At 45.1% G+C, this 16,303-nt stretch carries 19 protein-coding genes; 3 read left to right on the top strand and 16 right to left on the bottom strand.

What is annotated here, in order from left to right:
• Window positions 1-79 precede the first annotated feature (79 nt).
• The 4 genes from PLE7327_RS17955 to PLE7327_RS17940 all read right to left on the bottom strand — a co-directional run bounded on the left by PLE7327_RS17955 (window position 80) and on the right by PLE7327_RS17940 (window position 3,571).
• Complete coding sequence (locus PLE7327_RS17955) at window positions 80-274, bottom strand: helix-turn-helix domain-containing protein (RefSeq protein WP_217523196.1); 195 nt, start codon at window positions 272-274, stop codon at window positions 80-82.
• 256 nt (window positions 275-530) lie between these two features.
• Window positions 531-911 carry a rhodanese-like domain-containing protein gene (locus PLE7327_RS17950; RefSeq protein WP_015145214.1) on the bottom strand — a complete coding sequence of 127 codons (381 nt, stop codon included), beginning with the start codon at window positions 909-911 and terminating at the stop codon, window positions 531-533.
• Window positions 912-1,078: 167 nt separating this feature from the next.
• Window positions 1,079-2,104 carry a cytochrome d ubiquinol oxidase subunit II gene (cydB, locus tag PLE7327_RS17945; RefSeq protein ID WP_015145213.1) on the bottom strand — a complete coding sequence of 342 codons (1,026 nt, stop codon included), beginning with the start codon at window positions 2,102-2,104 and terminating at the stop codon, window positions 1,079-1,081.
• 9 nt (window positions 2,105-2,113) lie between these two features.
• A complete protein-coding gene (locus PLE7327_RS17940; protein ID WP_015145212.1) occupies window positions 2,114-3,571 on the bottom strand; it encodes a cytochrome ubiquinol oxidase subunit I in 1,458 nt (485 codons plus the stop codon).
• A gap of 257 nt (window positions 3,572-3,828) precedes the next feature.
• Here PLE7327_RS17940 and PLE7327_RS17935 point away from each other — a divergent pair, with 257 nt between their 5' ends.
• From PLE7327_RS17935 to PLE7327_RS17925, 3 genes are all read left to right on the top strand, one after another.
• Window positions 3,829-5,556, top strand: coding sequence for an ABC transporter permease subunit (locus PLE7327_RS17935; protein WP_015145211.1), 1,728 nt, complete (start codon window positions 3,829-3,831; stop codon window positions 5,554-5,556).
• Window positions 5,557-5,569: 13 nt separating this feature from the next.
• Window positions 5,570-6,919, top strand: coding sequence for an AAA-associated domain-containing protein (locus PLE7327_RS17930; protein ID WP_015145210.1), 1,350 nt, complete (start codon window positions 5,570-5,572; stop codon window positions 6,917-6,919).
• Between the two features lie 94 nt (window positions 6,920-7,013).
• Window positions 7,014-8,000 (top strand): sodium:calcium antiporter, encoded by a 987-nt coding sequence (locus tag PLE7327_RS17925; protein WP_015145209.1) that lies wholly within the window; start codon window positions 7,014-7,016, stop codon window positions 7,998-8,000.
• On the opposite strand, the gene PLE7327_RS17920 is transcribed toward PLE7327_RS17925, so the two are convergent.
• From PLE7327_RS17920 to PLE7327_RS17865, 12 genes are all read right to left on the bottom strand, one after another.
• The gene (locus tag PLE7327_RS17920) at window positions 7,992-8,753 is read right to left on the bottom strand and encodes a PRC-barrel domain-containing protein (RefSeq protein ID WP_015145208.1); all 762 of its coding nucleotides are present in this window, start codon (window positions 8,751-8,753) and stop codon (window positions 7,992-7,994) included. The two genes, PLE7327_RS17925 and PLE7327_RS17920, sit on opposite strands and share 9 nt — an antisense overlap.
• A gap of 25 nt (window positions 8,754-8,778) precedes the next feature.
• Window positions 8,779-9,450, bottom strand: a complete 672-nt coding sequence (locus PLE7327_RS17915; protein WP_015145207.1) for a DUF1614 domain-containing protein — start codon at window positions 9,448-9,450, stop codon at window positions 8,779-8,781.
• A gap of 14 nt (window positions 9,451-9,464) precedes the next feature.
• Window positions 9,465-10,013 (bottom strand): phosphate-starvation-inducible PsiE family protein, encoded by a 549-nt coding sequence (locus PLE7327_RS17910; RefSeq protein WP_041393533.1) that lies wholly within the window; start codon window positions 10,011-10,013, stop codon window positions 9,465-9,467.
• Window positions 10,014-10,035: 22 nt separating this feature from the next.
• Window positions 10,036-10,272: a DUF2905 domain-containing protein gene (locus tag PLE7327_RS17905; protein ID WP_015145205.1), complete on the bottom strand. Its 237-nt coding sequence runs from the start codon at window positions 10,270-10,272 to the stop codon at window positions 10,036-10,038.
• Between the two features lie 8 nt (window positions 10,273-10,280).
• Entirely contained in the window at window positions 10,281-10,682 is a 402-nt protein-coding gene (locus tag PLE7327_RS17900; RefSeq protein ID WP_015145204.1) for a hypothetical protein, read from the bottom strand.
• 26 nt (window positions 10,683-10,708) lie between these two features.
• Complete coding sequence (locus PLE7327_RS17895) at window positions 10,709-11,017, bottom strand: chaperone modulator CbpM (RefSeq protein WP_015145203.1); 309 nt, start codon at window positions 11,015-11,017, stop codon at window positions 10,709-10,711.
• Window positions 11,014-12,009: a DnaJ C-terminal domain-containing protein gene (locus tag PLE7327_RS26280; RefSeq protein ID WP_015145202.1), complete on the bottom strand. Its 996-nt coding sequence runs from the start codon at window positions 12,007-12,009 to the stop codon at window positions 11,014-11,016. Before PLE7327_RS26280 ends, PLE7327_RS17895 begins: the two co-directional genes overlap by 4 nt.
• A gap of 68 nt (window positions 12,010-12,077) precedes the next feature.
• On the bottom strand, window positions 12,078-12,848 hold the full coding sequence (locus PLE7327_RS17885) for a ChaB family protein (RefSeq protein WP_041393531.1): 771 nt from the start codon (window positions 12,846-12,848) through the stop codon (window positions 12,078-12,080).
• Between the two features lie 154 nt (window positions 12,849-13,002).
• Entirely contained in the window at window positions 13,003-13,443 is a 441-nt protein-coding gene (locus PLE7327_RS17880; RefSeq protein WP_015145200.1) for an Hsp20/alpha crystallin family protein, read from the bottom strand.
• Between the two features lie 934 nt (window positions 13,444-14,377).
• The gene (locus PLE7327_RS17875) at window positions 14,378-15,016 is read right to left on the bottom strand and encodes a histidine phosphatase family protein (protein WP_015145199.1); all 639 of its coding nucleotides are present in this window, start codon (window positions 15,014-15,016) and stop codon (window positions 14,378-14,380) included.
• 249 nt (window positions 15,017-15,265) lie between these two features.
• Entirely contained in the window at window positions 15,266-15,682 is a 417-nt protein-coding gene (locus tag PLE7327_RS17870) for a secondary thiamine-phosphate synthase enzyme YjbQ (RefSeq protein WP_015145198.1), read from the bottom strand.
• A 6-nt stretch (window positions 15,683-15,688) separates the two neighbouring features.
• Window positions 15,689-16,120 carry a DUF1824 family protein gene (locus PLE7327_RS17865; RefSeq protein ID WP_015145197.1) on the bottom strand — a complete coding sequence of 144 codons (432 nt, stop codon included), beginning with the start codon at window positions 16,118-16,120 and terminating at the stop codon, window positions 15,689-15,691.
• Window positions 16,121-16,303: the final 183 nt, after the last annotated feature.

The following is a 16,303-nucleotide window of genomic DNA, read 5'->3' as shown; positions in this document are numbered from 1 at the left end:
TTCATAAGACCAACCATGCTCGGCACAGTAAGCTTCTAACACCAACACTTGTCTTTTTAGGTCTTCTTTCTGGTCAGAGCTAGAAACTAAGCGCATAAGCCACTGTTAAAGAAGCATCGTGCTTATTACCTAGTAATGAAAAGACTTCAAAGCGTCTATGTCCTCCTTCGGTTCTAATTGCTTTGATTTTCTCTTCATTCTCCCAACGCCTTATTGTCTTGGTAGACACGCCAAGTAGTTGAGCAGCTTCAGTAACCGTTAATAAATTGGACATAATCGGCTTATAGCCTAAAATTATGTCTAGGATTGTCTAACTATGTTCGATTATTTAAGTTCTGCTCTAAGCCCCAGGCAAACAGACGTTTTAACCAGTTTGAGGTGGTTTGTTTGTGCGCTGCCATAGAAATTTAACTCCTATAATTAAATCGCGCGATCGCTGTTTCGACTCTGCCCAGAGCGCCGCCTAAAACCAGTATTTTTTCATGTTCTTTCTCTCGGTTAACGCGATCGATTAGATGAGATGGGTGAAATTACTTGCCCGTGCGAGTCTCTAGCCCCAATCGCTGCCATTCCATCATGCCGCCAGTAATATTAAACACTTGGCTAAAACCTGCTTTGACTAGAGCGTTAGCTGCAATGAGACTGCGGTGAGAGGTTAAGCAGATGACGGCAACCGCTCGCTCTTTGGATAAATCTCGAAACCACTGGGGCAGCAGCCAACGGCGAAACAGAGGCATCGTTCCCAAGAGTAGGCGCGGTAAGCTGAGATTGAGAGCAGTGGGGGCATGACCGATGGCATATTCCCATCGGCTACGGACATCGATGAGCAGAGGCGGGTTCGGTAATTTAGTAAATTCCTTCGGGGATAGATGAGTAATGCGCGATCGCGCCGAAGCTGAAGTAGATGTCATAAAAACCTCTTGGAAATAGATTGCTTAGATTGAAATCAACTAGAACCCGACCTTCTTTTTCCTACTAAACCCACCAGGGTTTTTGTCCCGTGCGGAGATCGATTTCTTTATTTATAATAAAACTAAATAGTGATTTAGTTATTTAAAGAGAACCTCGCTATAAGGATCTAGGACTCGCCATAGGATTCACCGACAATCTTGCCGCGGAATACAACGTAGTTGTAGATGTTGTAGACCAACAAAATAGGAATCAAAAAGCCAACGAAGGTGAGCATAAAAACAAGCGAACTAGGAGATGCTGCTGCTTGGTAAATCGTGACGCTAGGAGGAATAATATTGGGGAAGATGATAAACCCCAAACCGATGAATGAAAGGGCGAAGATTACAAAAGTCCAAATCAGAGGCGTATTTTCTTCCCTTCGTTTGAGACTTCGTAATAACAATGCGATCGCGCAGATTCCCAAGATAGGAATGGCTGCGAAGATATAGACCAGTGGGGCGCTAAATAGTTGAGATCGCGCTTGTTCGGAAAAGATCGGCGTGCTGACGGTGATAAAAATCGCCCCAGCTAACGTTGTCCAAGTAGCAATGGTTGCCGTTTTGTAGTGAGTATTTTGCAACTCCCCAGTGGTCTTGAGAATTAAATAGGTGGAGCCAATCAACACGTATCCTTGAATTAAAGTAAGAGCGACTAGAATCGATCGCCAGGTTAACCAATCCCAAATCCCCCCAGCAAAATGTCCGTCGGCATCTACCTTAATGCCTTCAAAGACGCTTCCCAGCGCAAATCCTTGCCCCAAGGCTGCCAAAAAGCTGCCCACGCCGAAAGCGGCATTCCAGAGCCACTTGCGATCGGCATTTTCCCGAAACTCAAAAGAAACTGCCCGTAGAATCAAGCCGACCACCATAATAACCACAGGCAAGTACAGTGCATTGAGAATTGTGGCATAGGCTAAGGGAAATGCGCCAAAAAGCGACCCTCCCATCAATACTAACCAGGTTTCGTTGGCATCCCAAACGTTGCCGAGACTGGTCATCAAAATACTGCGGCGTTCTTCACTCGAAGCGGTTAGAGAGAGAATGCCAACTCCTAAATCAAAACCGTCGAGTAAAACGTAGAGAAAAAGAAACAGTCCCAGAATGAAAAACCAGACTTGGGGGAGGAACTGTTGTAACGGTTGTAAGGGTTCCATTGCTACCTCCTATACTTGAGTTTCCTGCTGGGCTTCTGCCGGACGGCGATCGCGTTCGTGTTGCGCGGGTTGCAGACTGAGAATGGGCTGACTAATCGCTTGCGGAGCTGGCAATTCTAGGTTAGGACCTTTGCGAATGATGCGACTGCCAAAGTAAAGGGCGGCAATCAAAAAGACGATATAGATACTACTCAAGCCTAGCAAAGAGAATAAGACTTCTCCGGCAGGGAGATGGGAGGCAGAATCGACGGTACGCAACTCCCCATAAACAATCCAAGGTTGTCGTCCCACGCAGCGAACGATCCAGCCCGTTTCTACAGCAATGTAGCCTAGGGGCGCAGCAAAAATCCAGGCACGCATTAACCATTTTTGCTCGGTAATGGCGATCGCTGACAACTTACCCCGCAGCCATTGCACCACGCTCATCAGCATCAATCCAGCTAAGAATAAGCCAATGCCGACCATAATGCGGAAGGAGTAGTAAATTAAACCCACCAGGTGAGGGCGATTAGCGGGTTCCCATTCTTTTAAGCCTTTGACTGGCTCATCTAGGGTAGGTTTTAGTTCCAGTAAGTAGCTCAATGCACCGGGAATTTTGATTTCCCAAAGATTTTGTTCGTTTTTCTCGCTCGGAAGCGCTACCAAACTCCAATCTGCTGCTTGTCCAGCCGGAATGGTTTCCCACTGAGCTTCCATTGCTGCTAACTTAGCGGGCTGATAGTGATAGACTTGTTCGGCACTCAGGTGTCCCACGAAAATTTGCAAGGGAGCAACTGCGATCGCTAGGGCTAGTACGACTTTCAGGGAGCGAGAAAAGAACTCGGCGTGACGCCGATCGAGTACGTACCAAGCACTGATTCCCCCGATGACGAACAGAGAGGTTTCTAGAGTAGCAAAGAACATATGGAGAAAGCTATTGACCATAAAGGGATTGGCGATCGCCTGAAAGTAATCTTGAACCACAAACTTGCCATTGACAAACTCTCCCCCCGCAGGCGTTTGCAGCCAGGAATTCGCCGATAAAATCCAAAACGTCGAAAGGTTTGCCCCAAATGCCACCAATATGGTAGATAGCCAATGAATCAGGGGCGGGACTCGCTCCCATCCAAAGAGCATGATGCCGAGAAAACTGGCTTCTAGCATGAATGCCATTGTTGCTTCAAAGCCTAGCACTGTCCCGAAAAAATCTCCCACCGATTCAGAAAACGGCGCCCAGTTCAAGCCAAACTGAAACGCCATGGGTAAACCCGACGCAACGCCAATGCCAAAGTTTAAAACATATAACTTCGACCAGAAGCGAGCATGGTGGTAATAATCGAGGTTTTTAGTTTTCAGCCATAACCCCTCGATGATGACCAGATAAATCCCCATTCCTGTGGTTAAAACGGGCCAGAGCATATGAAAAATAGCAGTGAGCGCGAATTGCAGGCGCGACAGAGCTACAGTATCTGAAAACAGATCGAACATATTAATTTTCCAAAATTAACTTGAACTGATGTTGCTGGTTCTATACTGTTTTTAACAGTTTGCCCTTCAATTGAGCTAGCGACTCGCTGTCAAATTGACTTGATTTAAAGGTTCTCTTTGGGATCGCATTCCCGCTCAATTGCCCTGGAAAACTTATGCCAAGCTATATGGCTGGAGGGATATGGGCTATTATTGGCAGAAGTAGGATCGACCTCGCCGAATGACATCCTCTTGATTTATAAACGCGATCGCCCTTTATGAAAACCTTTCCCACGCCAGAAGCTTTACGACGCTTTCCCTTTGGATTAGCAGATATAGCGGTAATCTTCGGGACTTTAGTTCTACTAGCCGTCGTTTCTCGGATTGGTGCCGGAGCATTAGTTAGTTTCGAGCCACCTGATGTAGTGCCCAGTATTGAACTCGATATACGCAATTTACCCTATTATGCGGGGCGTTCTACCCTGCGGATGTTTATTGCCCTATTCTTCTCTTTTATTTTTACTTTAGTCTATGGATATATCGCCGCCCACAGTCGTCGAGCGGAACGAGTTTTAATCCCTTTATTAGATATTTTGCAATCCGTTCCTGTCTTAGGATTTTTATCGATTACGGTAACGGGTTTTATTGCTTTATTTAAAGGCAGTTTATTGGGGTTAGAAGCTGCTTCTATTTTCGCGATTTTCACATCCCAAGTCTGGAATATGACCTTTTCTTTCTATCAGTCGTTGCGGACTATCCCTCGCGAACTCGATGAAGCAGTCACTTTGTATCATCTGTCTGGTTGGGAAAGATTTGTCAAGTTGGAAGTCCCATCTGCCACGATTGGGTTAGTGTGGAATGCCATGATGAGTTTTGGCGGTGGTTGGTTTTTTGTGGCTGCTAGTGAAGCAATTAGCGTTCTCAACCAAAGCTATACTTTACCCGGTTTAGGGTCTTATGTTGCAGAAGCGATCGCACGGGAAAATCTCTCAGCCCTGGGTTGGGCATTGTTAACCATTGCTATTATTATCATTTTGGTAGATCAATTGTTCTGGCGACCGATTATCGCTTGGTCGGACAAATTTCGACTAGAACAAACTCAGGCAGCCGAATCGCCCGAATCTTGGGTTTTAGATTTACTGCAAACGGCACGGATACCTCGGTTAGTAGGTAAAGCTTTGACTCCCTTGACTGATACGATTAACCGTGTTTTAGCAAGTTTGACTCCGCAACGCTCTGCGATTGTCGTCGATCCTATGATGCAGAATCAGAGCGATCGCATTTATAACTTTATCTTACTGCTGATTGTCGGCGGATTAATTGCTGCGGGACTCCACTTCATTTTAACCACCGTCGGATCGGGAGAAGTTTTTACAGCCTTTGAACTAGGCTTATTAACCCTTGGACGAGTTACAATTCTTCTTATTGTTGCTACCCTTATTTGGACACCCATTGGCGTGGCAATTGGTTTTAATCCAAAATTAGCCAGATTATTGCAACCAGTCGTTCAATTCCTCGCTTCTTTCCCCGCTAACTTTATTTTTCCCTTGGCTACTCTCTTATTTATCAAGTTCAACATCGATATTAATTGGGGCAGTGTTTTACTGATGTCGTTGGGAGCGCAGTGGTACATTTTATTTAATTCTATTGCAGGCGCACAAAGTATCCCCACCGATTTACGAGAAATGGCAGACGATGTGGGGTTAAAAGGTTGGAAAAAATGGCAAAAATTAATTATTCCTGGCATTCTTTCGGCTTGGGTGACAGGGGGAATTACTGCTAGTGGGGGAGCATGGAACGCTAGCATTGTCTCAGAAATTGTTTCTTGGGGTTCAACAACTTTGACTGCCAATGGCTTAGGAAGTTACATCGCCCAAGCAACTGAAGTAGGGGATTGGGCAAGAATTACCCTCGGCGTTGGCATGATGAGTTTGTATGTGGTTGGACTCAATCGCATCTTTTGGCGACGATTGTATGAACTAGCAGAAACCAAATATCATGTTTAATCGGGAGAGAAGTATGGTAATCGCTCGAAATGTGTCTAATACCCTCATTGCCGTCGAACAAGTTAACAAAAGCTTTCCTCTACCCGATGGCAAAGGCGAATTTACGGTTCTTGAAGGCATCAATTTTACGGTTCAAAGGGGCGAAGTGGTAGCCTTATTAGGGCGCAGTGGTAGTGGCAAAAGTACCCTCTTACGCATTATGGCAGGTTTAATTCCTCCCAGTAGCGGACAGATTATTAGCAATGGCAAACGGTTGCGGGGAGCCAACCAGGATGTAGCAATGGTCTTTCAAAGCTTTGCCTTATTGCCTTGGTTGACGGTACAAGAAAATGTCGAATTAGGTCTAGAAGCACGGGGTATTAGCCGAGCAGAAAGACAACAAAGGGCACTAAAAGCAATCGACCTCGTGGGGTTAGACGGCTTTGAAAGTGCCTATCCCAAGGAAATTTCTGGAGGGATGAAGCAGAGGGTAGGTTTTGCTAGAGCATTTGTACTGCAACCAAAAGTCTTATTTATGGATGAACCCTTCAGTGCGCTGGATGTGTTAACTGCCGAAAACCTGCGGGGGGAAATTGATGACCTTTGGAATGACGGAAAATTTCCGTCTGAAAGCATCGCGATCGTCACTCATAACATTGAAGAAGCAGTATTTTTAGCAGATCGAGTGGTCATTTTAGGCTCGAAACCTGGAAGGATTCGCGGAGAAGTAAAAATTGACTTGCCTCGTCCCCATCCTACCAACAGCGATCGCTTCAAACAACTGGTGGACTATATTTATACGATTATGACCAATCCCGAAAAGGAAATGACAGGGGTTGCTGCTGCACCTCCCAAAGTTGCTCGTTCTCCCTTTGCTCAAGCACTGCCTCACGCTAGGGCTGGAGGAATTAGCGGTCTGTTAGAGTTATTGGTAGAAAAACCTGATGCCAAAGAGGATTTGCCCAAGTTAGCGGAACGGTTACAGTTGGAAGTTGATGATTTACTGCCCATTGTCGATGCAGCGGTATTGCTCGGTTTTGCTAAGGTTGCTCAGGGGGATATTACCCTGACAGAAATTGGTAAAGATTTTGCGACTACTACCATTCTCCGCAGTAAAGACTTATTTAGGCAACAAGTTTTAGCTAATGTACCGATAATTGTGAGTATGGTGCAATCTTTGCGAGAAAAACAAAATGGGTCGATGCGTGCGGATTTTTTCTTAGATTTACTGGACGAACATTTTCCCCATCAAGAGGCAGAAAGACAGTTTTCTACGGCTGTTGATTGGGGACGCTATGCAGAGTTATTCGAGTATGATGCTACCGAAGAGCGATTGTACTTGCCAGAAGCTTCTGTGAGTCTAGAAGAGGCAACTTTATCCTAATTCATTCTCTCCACAAATTTAGTGGCTCGCCATTAATTTTAAGTGATGACTGACGCTTCGATTACTCTTCCATATAACCACGAGTTCTTCTTCGATGCATTGGATGCTGTTCGGAGAATCATTGCCGATCGTTTTCTGGATATTGGTTATTATTATCGGAGTTGCTGCCATCGTTTGGGGAGCAGAGACTTTTGTCAAAAACTTAGGAGAAGCTGCCGTGCGATTGCAGGTGAGTAACTTTGCTTTAGCATTATTATTAGCAGGAGCAGAACCAGAAGAACTAGCAACCACTATTGCAGCCACCTTGAAAGATGCTCCAGCGATCGCGTTTGGTGATGTCATTGGAGCAAATATCGCTATCTATCTGGTAGCGTTGGGCGTGGGTGCAATTGTCGCCCCTCTCCCCTTTGGCAAACAAGCGATGCGCTATGCTCTGTTTGGGTTTCCGATTGGGGTAGCAGCCGTTGGCTTTATTTGGGATGGTCGAGTTAATCGCCTGGAAGGAGCAATTTTACTGACATTCTATCTCCTTTATATCGGCATTATCTGGATGGTGGAACGCAAACCCCCAGCAATGGGAGAAACAGGGGTTTTAGAAGAAGCAGCCGAAGAACTTTCTGATCGCGGAGAACTAAAAAGTCGCCTCGGAACGGAATTACTATTAGTGGGTGTAGGTTTAGTGACAATGGCAGTTGGTTCGGTTATGTTGGTGGAAGCCGTGCGCCAGATTAGCAATGTTGAAGAAATGCAAACGACCCTATCCCTGACTCTCATTGGGTTTGCCACTGCCTTTGAACTCGTAATTTTATGCTGGTCTGCTGCTAGGAAGGGCGTTACAGAGGTAGTAGTCGCTGGAGTTGTAGGTTCTTTTGCCTATAACGTTACCATGACACTCGGTGCTGCGGCGATGATTCGTCCTCTCTCCATTGTTGATGCCACACTTTTACACAAGCCCTCGATCGCCATGCTACTTGCATTAGTATTGGTCATTTTGCTAGCAATCCCGAAACAGCGAATCAGTAGAAAAGCAGGTTGGTTGCTAGTTGTTGCTTATCCAGTATTTTTATTGGGTTCAAGATGAATGGGTTAATCGCTTCCAAGCTGAATCGATCGCTTGTTTCATTCGTTTTCCAGTGCGACTGAGGCTATGCTGAAAGTCCTCCCATTTGTCTTGCAAAAATTCACTGGCTTCTTCTAAGGCATTTTTGTCATGTTGCCCCGACTGAGCTAGTTCATCCCTTACTTCTTTGATTTTGACGCGGACAACTTCCGGTCGCTCCTGGGGAGAAAGGAGCTTTGCCAAGCGATCGCCCATGCGTTTGACCAAATTCTTCACCTGTTGAGATTTTTCGCTCAAAAAGCCTTGTAATCCTTCCGATTCACTTTGCAGACGATCTCTGGCTTCCTCTTTAATCACGATTACTTCTGCATCGATCGCTTCCACATCATCGGGAAATAAAACCGCTCGACCACCAAACGGTGCTGCAATCTCCCCAACTATGATATAAGCAGCAATATCGCCCGTTTCCCAATCAAAGAGAAAATCCTCTACCCAACCCAAGGGAGTACTTAAAGAAGGCGTGCGGATTGCCATCCGGTGAAGGCGGCGCAGGGATGGCGGTGGTGCAAGTGCTAATTCTGAGTAGGTGAGCAAGGCATCAGGCCCGATGGTAGCAATTTGCTCAAATGGCGTATAGCCTGCATCGCTAGCAAAGTAGACGACTCGACCGCTATCGTCGATCCAAACTTCTTCCACAGTACCATAGCGGGTGGCAGTGCTACTATCCATTGCCATTAAACCAACGATTTGACTGCGGCGAATGACGTTGAACATATTCAATTCCTCCTCAAATCAACGATCAAGTTAACAACAGGGCAAATAATCCACAAAGGGCAATGCCATCAAATACTCCGGCCCCGCCAATACTCAGCACGCCAGGAGTCATGCGTTCGATCTCTCGCAGATGGAGGAGATCGGCTCCAATTAAAGTGCCTAAGACCCCTCCAGCAAAAGCAATCGGTGCTGCGCCATCCCCATTGGTCAATAAGAGAGACATCATGGCGGCGGTGAGGGGAGCAGCGAGGGCATTCATTTGGATCCCGATCCCAGGAACGATCTGGGCTGAATAGTAGCTCACTATGGTGACGACCGTGCTTACTGCCAGAATCAACCAAGGGTTGGAGCGGGTAAATTCGTAGAGTGCCAGCAAAGTAGGAATCAGTCCTCCACCGACGTTTAAGGCAACGATAGTTTTTTGCTCTATTTTCCGTAGGGGAATGCCCCAAAATCGGGCAATCCAGAGTTCTGCCAAGTCTGGCATGATGGAGACGCGAGAGACGCGCTCATAGAGGGGAATATTGATAGTACTGCCCAAAATAACGGCAGCAAATAAGAGCAAGGCAAAACCAGGAGAAAAGCCCAGTTTAGCAACCGCCACTTCAACTACATCTATAGCGATCGCTAGCCAGATAAAGGGAAAGATGAGCAAGAAGAGTAAAAAGAGTAACAGGGTAACGGGAAGATAAATCATCTTGGTTGGGTTAATTAAAAGGGATATTGCTCGATAGATGACGAACGACGACGCAATTGAAAGTGCCGATCGTCCGGTCGGTCTTGAGCTTTTGGTTGCGCGAGAGGTTCGCTCCTTACAGTCGCGATCGCTTCAAATCGCTGAAACATCCAGACTCGCAAATATAATAATCCACCCAAGACTACTAAAAAAGCACAGACTCCCAATAAGCGATCGAGGGGAATGTCCACTACTCCCTGCAAAATCACTTCCCGTAATGCGGAAACCAAAGAAACTTCAACTGCCGCCCCAATGGAAATCCGCTGTTCTTGGAGGTAAATAATTAACAGGCGAAAGATTTCTACCAAGATGAGAACAAACAAAATATCGGAAGTGATGGCTTGAAAATTAATCGGCTGCAACAGGGAAAGAAACATTTCACCCAACCGAATCAGCATGACGCAAAACAAGCCAATACATAGAGATACCACGATAAAATTCTGGAAAAACTCCAGATTATTTACAATGGCATCTCTTTCAAACCAAGATTTCCAGCCTCGGTCTGGTGAAGATGGATATTTCATAGCCATGGGAGGATTCGGGACATTAACGACTGGTAATGAATCTTCCTAACCAGAGTAAAACGCTTAAGCCAAGGCTCAAGAGAATGCCAGTGGTCAAGGGAAAGTAGAAGGTAAAATGCTCGTTTTGCACCAAAATATCTCCTGGTAAACGACCAAGGGGAAAGTGTTTGAGCGTTCCGCCACTGAGCCAGAGCAAGCCTCCTAGCAACAGGATACCAGTACCAAGGACGATTAATGTTTTCCCAATTTCCGCAATCATAGTTGTGTCTAGGAATCAGAAGATTTGGGTTGGGTGAGGGCACTCCAAGCCGCTTTGGCAGCTTCCGAGAGGCGATCGCCGAGACGATGAATTTCATCCATAATCGACTGCCAATTTTTTTGAGCTTCTTGTTGAATCAGTTGCACCGACTGTTCGATGCGATCGGGATCGATCAGTTGCGTTTGTTCGATCGCTTCTCTGGCTTGACGAACTGCATTTAAATAGCCTTCGCGAGTCAGATCTTGAGCCGTCTGAATTTCAGACTGAGCGCGTTTTTTAATCGCTTCAATCAGGGCTTTAGTTTCTTGTTTTAAGTCGGCATTTTGGTCTGCCATTTCTTTTTCGACGAGGGCATCAGTTTCAGGACTGATGATGATTTCAGAGGATGGATTTTGATTGGCTTCGTTCATGATTTAATTCCTCTTGATTAATCTATCTATTTAGATGCCATCCGATAGGCACGTAATTGGGCTTTGAGTTGGGCGATTTCCTCCGCCATATCTAAAACCATTGCTGCACCCACTAAATTTAAACCTAAATCGCGACGCAATCGTTGCAACTTTACCACTCGAATTAAATCCTGGCGATGCAGCATAGAGCCAACGGGTTCGATCAATCCTAGACTAGCAAATCTTTCCAGTAAGGAAACAGAAGTTTGGGTAAGATAAGCAGCTTGCTCAAAACTGTAAAGGCGATCGCCTTCTGGAGACCAGACAATCCGAGACAGACTAAAATTGGCACTCATAGGCGCACCTCCGCTAAGGTTCGACGGGGATTGAAACTACTGGTTTCTCGCAATTTTTCATAGCATTCTTTTTCCCTGGGGCTTAACTCTTTGGGGGTGACAATTTTAATCCGCACGATCAGATCGGTGCGATCGCCTTTGGGATTGCGCCAGCCTTTGCCGCGCAACCGTAGTGCCTGTCCGGAGTCTACTCCAGGGGGGATAGTCAGCTTCACCTTGCCATCGGGAGTCGGCACCTCAATCTGCGCCCCTAGTACTGCCTCTTCTGGACTAATGGGAATCTCACAAGTAATATTATCCCCTTCAAATCTAAAAAAATGATGGGGTAGGAGTTCGATGGTTAAATAGAGATCGCCTCGTTGCTGACTAAAAGGACTGATTTGTCCCTTACCCTTGATGCGAAGGCGACTGCCCGATTTGGCTCCTGGGGGAATGCGAACCGTCACCGTTTCATCCCCGATTTGCAAGCGTTTTTGAGTGCCGTGAAAAGCTTCGGAAAAGGTGAGCGCGATTGCAGCTTCGGTATCTTGGGTAGGAATATCGGTAAACCGACTGAAGGGATCTTCTCTGCCAAAATCAACATATTCCCGAAAACCTTGGGGTCCTGTAGTCGTGCGGTAAGTATAAACCCTGCGTCCGGTGCCCCCTCGACCAAACCGCCCTAGCAGTTCGTTAATGAAGTCATCAAAGCTACCATACTGACCGAAATCTATGCCTTCAAAGCCAACGCCACCCGTTGGCGGGGCACCGACAGCCGCTTGCTGCCAATACTGACCAAATTGGTCGTATTTTCGACGTTTTTCCGGATCGGATAGGATTTCGTGGGCTTCGTTAATTTCTTTAAAGCGTGCCTCTGCTTCCTTGTCACCCGGATTGAGATCGGGGTGATATTTTCGCGCTAACTTGCGGTAAGCTTTTTTAATTTCCTCCGTTGTGGCGGTTTTACTCACTCCCAAAACTTGGTAATAGTCTTTAAATTCGCTTCCAGCCATCGGCACCTCCTATCGCATCCTATTGCAAAAGAATTCAGGTCAGTATGGGTCTGAGGAGGTTTCCCGTCTTAGTTGCCTTTACGGTTGGAATAGGTGCCCGTCTCATCGCGATCGAACAGATGTTTAATCCTTTCCCAAGCTTTAATGAGGGCATTGGTTTTATCCTTTGACTCGCCCAAAGTTTGGTTATAGGTTTCCACAAAGGTTGATTGCGCTTCATCCGAGAGACTTGCCCTCATTTCTGGCGAAATTTGCTCCTTACTGGTCAATTCCCCTTCGGGCTGACGAGGAATTTGCATATCGGTAATGGCGACTTCTTCTCCTCCCGCCGCTTGCAACAACAAAAAGATTTCGCCTGATTTATCTGCTGGGACTTCCACCACCAGCAAAAACTCCCCCGCTTGCAGGCGCGTTTGATAAATTGCCGCCTTATCTTGAGGCATTCCCAAGGACATCAGCACAGAACCCAATCCGGCTCCCAAAGCACCATACAAGGCACCGCTGGTTGCTCCCAACAAAGCTGCTCCCAAAGGTCCCGCCGCTACGACAGCGCCCAGAAAGGGAACGAATAAAACGCCGACCCCTGTAACTAGGCTGAGTAAAGAACCAAACAGCGAACCGTAGATCGCTCCGGTAGTCATGCCATCTAAAATGACATCTTTTTTGGTGAGAAAACCAGTTATCCGAGCTTCCGATTGAAAGTTGCGACCGACAATAGAAATATTGTCTTTAGGAACGCCGCGATCGAGCAAGCGTTTAATAGCATCTTCTAGCTTTTTCTCTTCTTTAAAGGCAGCAGAAACACATTTTTCTGGGGGTTTTTCAAAGGCTGAACTCATGAGCATTACTCCCTCTACTGGCTGTTTAAAAAAGGGCAATTGGCAATGCTATTGCAGTAAATAAGCTGAATTTTGCCAAAATTGCCCTTTATAATTCAATGACTATCGAAACCTCCTTTTCTGAGTTAAGGCGATTCACTTGGTTAAAGAAGCATTAGCCCAAATTAACTTTCACAACTTTGCTTTTTTCTTCTTCTGCTTTGGGCAAGGTCAGTTTGAGGATGCCGTCTTTGTATTCAGCCTGTACCTTGTCATTTTGAATGCGAGTCGAGAGAGGAATGACTCGTTGGAACTTGCCATAGCGGAATTCGGTGCGGGTTACTCCTTTTTCTTCAGTTTTGGTTTCCGACTTGCGTTCCCCGCTAATACTAACTGCCTCTGCGGAAACTTCGACATTCAAGTCTTTGGCATCTATACCAGGAATTTCCAGTTTCAGATGAATCGCATCGGCTGTTTCTTCCATTTCTGCTGGAGGAACAAAGGCGATACCATCTGGCGCTTCTCTGGTGATAGGCAGCAGTTCGTCGAACAGGCGATTCATTTGCCGTTGTATGGCGTCAATTTCCCGGAATGGTTCCCAACGAACAAGTGCCATCGTATTAACCTCCTAAATTTGACTATTTTTTAACTGTTTAAATCGCATTAGGTCGTAATCGACCGAATAAACTGGCTGAGGCATCATCAGAATCAACTTCGCCTTCAGCTTCAGCTTATTTTTCCTGACACCATGATTGTATAATTTGGTACTGATTAGTCGAGATCGGTTTCTCTGGCACGCTAGGTTCCTATTTCCGTACTTTAAACAAAAGCGCAAAAATTTTGGGAACAGTACAAGCACTTGTATAGACTTCGCGATCGTTCGTCATGCCTCTAAAATTAGTGAGTGGTTTGAATAGTTATCGAGGATGGGAATTTTGCCTTGGCTCTGTTTGTAATCAACTGCGTAGCGTAAGGTAAATTCTAACCAGTTATCAGTTGCTATCAGAACGATTGTTTGCTCTATTCTCGCATCTTTAATCAAATACGAACCATTACCTACAAAAAGGAAAGATTACGAGAAGTTACCTCAAATAAATTAAGCGGCTATTTACACTGTGATGACGCGAATTATGTTGCGTCATCTAACCTCTTAAGTTTTACTTTATAAATAAGCTCTAACAAAATCATTCGAGCAAAAGCTTTGCCAAGTTATAAATATTAACTATTTCTTTTGTTTTGGCTTGTTTTAAACTTGTTAGACCACAAAATATAGAGAATTCCTAGAGCTAAAACGAGGTGTACTGTTGTAACAGTCCATAAATAAGTCCTATTTGATAAAAAACGCTCAAAAGATTTAATAAATACTTCGATCCCCTCTGTTTGAAATGGGTCTTTGCCAATTTTCGATAGCGATTGAACTTGAGATTGTACTTCAGCGACGATCGCGCTAAGGAGATCCTCAAAGCTCAGCTCGATTTTAATCGAGCTGAAATTCTTATCGGGTCTTCGTTAGAAATTACAAGAACAGTTGTTGAGAATGATGCAAGATCTCAGTTAAATCGAACTTGACTTTCTGTTTGACTCAGATGGGAAGTATCTCCGTTCAATTCTATCTTCCATTCATCGTGACAGCGTACTATTTTCACCAAACAGCAAAGAGAGGCGTTAACGATTGGATTTCCGCTTACCAATCCCCTTGTCATTCCTAATACTGACGCTCCATGAGCGACTAATAAAATATCTTCAGAAAATTCTGCTACCAGTTTTCTTGCTGTTTCTGCCGCGCGTTTTAAAACAGTTTCTTCGCTTTCTGGATATTGAGGAATTACTCTCGAAGTATAACTCCAGTCGATTCGGTGGTAGCGTTCGGCTAAAAATTCTTGTGGATGAATTTCTGGTGATTCTGTCATCCAATAGGGATTTAGCCACTCACTCAATCCGGCTTCTATTTTAATCGGTAAATTCAGAATTTCTGCAACTTGATTGGCTGTTTGTATCGTTCTTAAAAAGGGCGAGGCAAAAATATGCGCAATATTCTCGCATTTCAGTCGCCATCCGAGTTCTCTGGCTTGGACTACTCCATCTTCAGAAAGAGGTGGGTCGTAAGGGCGTTTGGCTGTTTTAAACCATTCAGGAGTGACAAAATCTAAGCGATTTCCGTGCCTTGCGATCCAGACTGTTTGCGACATGTTACTGTTTTGAATTGATGGTTAGAGAATTGTACGAGGAGCGACGCCAGACGCGCATATTTTAACGCGAGTTTGATGATAGTGTTTTAAAGCGATCGAGGCAAGGGGGAACGCTTCGCGTTAGGGAAAAGGGGAAAAATATATAAAAGTTTTCCCTTTCTCCTTTAACCTTGCCCCCAGGGGCGAAGCCTTTTTCCCTTTCCCTATTTCTGAATGCCTCTCGAACCAATCTGTCGAACTCGCGTTTTATTATTCTCCATAAATCGTGACAATAATTTGACGCTGACGAGGTTTTACATCGCATTCCAGATGAAAAATTTGCTGCCAAGTTCCCAATTCTAGTCTTCCATTTCGCACGGGAACTGTTAGAGAAGGACTTAAGATTGTTGCTTGCAGGTGAGAATGTCCGTTGCCATCATGCCAAGTTTGTTCGTGTCCGTATTCCCGACTGGGTGGGATGAGTTTATTGAGGATTTCTGGTAAATCTTTTTGTAGTCCTGGTTCAAATTCAATTGTGCCAATGGCAGCCGTACTGCCGATATTAAAAATATGAGCAATCCCCGTTCTAATCCCTGAATTTTTCACGATGCGATCGACTTTATCGGTCAGATCGTGCATATCTCCATTCGGTTTGGTAGAGAGAGAAATCTGCTCTTGATGAACCATAATTCCTCAATAATTACTAAATAAATCCAAAGGAAAATGACCGTAAGTTCCGACTAGGGTATCATTTTCGGATTGACAAGAAACGAGAACTCCTCGATAGCTTCCTGTATAGGAGTCGAGGTAATAAGACATTTTTTGTGTATTGAATTTGAGATAAATTGCACCTTGAGTTTCAGGAATGGAAGTGAGTTCAAAATTTGTGTCATAACCCAACGCTTTTAAATAACTGGATAGGGCGGCAAAACCTTCTTTAGCATTATCGGCACAAATGCCTAAATTTTCGTATTCCGATAAGCTAGTCACTAGCAGTAACGCTTGACGAAGTTGCTCTCTATCAGCCTGTGACTCGACTGCTTTAAGCTGAACGCAACTATATTCTTTGAGAATTGTAAGAGCTTCTTCAACAGTTAGATTGGTCGATTGTTGTTGAGCACTCATATAATTTTTTGAGAAAAATAGCTAAAATTAGTCTATCTGAGGAATATTTTGGGAAAAATAAAGCGAGTCTCGGTATAAGACTTGCTCTGGGTGAGGTTGCAGTGCAGGATGCGATCGCAATCGAAATAAGTTACATAAATAACAGTGTAACCTGTGACGATTTCCGATCGCTGGAGAAACTTT

It is taken from the genome of Pleurocapsa sp. PCC 7327 (assembly GCF_000317025.1).
Lineage (GTDB): Bacteria > Cyanobacteriota > Cyanobacteriia > Cyanobacteriales > Microcystaceae > Hydrococcus.
Note: the sequence above shows the minus strand (reverse complement) of the source record. Positions and strands in the feature narration are given on the sequence as shown.

Bases quoted from the DNA above. Each gene is read 5' to 3' on its own strand.
- PLE7327_RS17955 (WP_217523196.1), bottom strand. From the start codon at position 274: ATGTCCAATTTATTAACGGTTACTGAAGCTGCTCAACTACTTGGCGTG.
- PLE7327_RS17950 (WP_015145214.1), bottom strand. From the start codon at position 911: ATGACATCTACTTCAGCTTCGGCGCGATCGCGCATTACTCATCTATCC.
- cydB (WP_015145213.1), bottom strand. From the start codon at position 2,104: ATGGAACCCTTACAACCGTTACAACAGTTCCTCCCCCAAGTCTGGTTT.
- PLE7327_RS17940 (WP_015145212.1), bottom strand. From the start codon at position 3,571: ATGTTCGATCTGTTTTCAGATACTGTAGCTCTGTCGCGCCTGCAATTC.
- PLE7327_RS17935 (WP_015145211.1), top strand. From the start codon at position 3,829: ATGAAAACCTTTCCCACGCCAGAAGCTTTACGACGCTTTCCCTTTGGA.
- PLE7327_RS17930 (WP_015145210.1), top strand. From the start codon at position 5,570: ATGGTAATCGCTCGAAATGTGTCTAATACCCTCATTGCCGTCGAACAA.
- PLE7327_RS17925 (WP_015145209.1), top strand. From the start codon at position 7,014: ATGCATTGGATGCTGTTCGGAGAATCATTGCCGATCGTTTTCTGGATA.
- PLE7327_RS17920 (WP_015145208.1), bottom strand. From the start codon at position 8,753: ATGTTCAACGTCATTCGCCGCAGTCAAATCGTTGGTTTAATGGCAATG.
- PLE7327_RS17915 (WP_015145207.1), bottom strand. From the start codon at position 9,450: ATGATTTATCTTCCCGTTACCCTGTTACTCTTTTTACTCTTCTTGCTC.
- PLE7327_RS17910 (WP_041393533.1), bottom strand. From the start codon at position 10,013: ATGAAATATCCATCTTCACCAGACCGAGGCTGGAAATCTTGGTTTGAA.
- PLE7327_RS17905 (WP_015145205.1), bottom strand. From the start codon at position 10,272: ATGATTGCGGAAATTGGGAAAACATTAATCGTCCTTGGTACTGGTATC.
- PLE7327_RS17900 (WP_015145204.1), bottom strand. From the start codon at position 10,682: ATGAACGAAGCCAATCAAAATCCATCCTCTGAAATCATCATCAGTCCT.
- PLE7327_RS17895 (WP_015145203.1), bottom strand. From the start codon at position 11,017: ATGAGTGCCAATTTTAGTCTGTCTCGGATTGTCTGGTCTCCAGAAGGC.
- PLE7327_RS26280 (WP_015145202.1), bottom strand. From the start codon at position 12,009: ATGGCTGGAAGCGAATTTAAAGACTATTACCAAGTTTTGGGAGTGAGT.
- PLE7327_RS17885 (WP_041393531.1), bottom strand. From the start codon at position 12,848: ATGAGTTCAGCCTTTGAAAAACCCCCAGAAAAATGTGTTTCTGCTGCC.
- PLE7327_RS17880 (WP_015145200.1), bottom strand. From the start codon at position 13,443: ATGGCACTTGTTCGTTGGGAACCATTCCGGGAAATTGACGCCATACAA.
- PLE7327_RS17875 (WP_015145199.1), bottom strand. From the start codon at position 15,016: ATGTCGCAAACAGTCTGGATCGCAAGGCACGGAAATCGCTTAGATTTT.
- PLE7327_RS17870 (WP_015145198.1), bottom strand. From the start codon at position 15,682: ATGGTTCATCAAGAGCAGATTTCTCTCTCTACCAAACCGAATGGAGAT.
- PLE7327_RS17865 (WP_015145197.1), bottom strand. From the start codon at position 16,120: ATGAGTGCTCAACAACAATCGACCAATCTAACTGTTGAAGAAGCTCTT.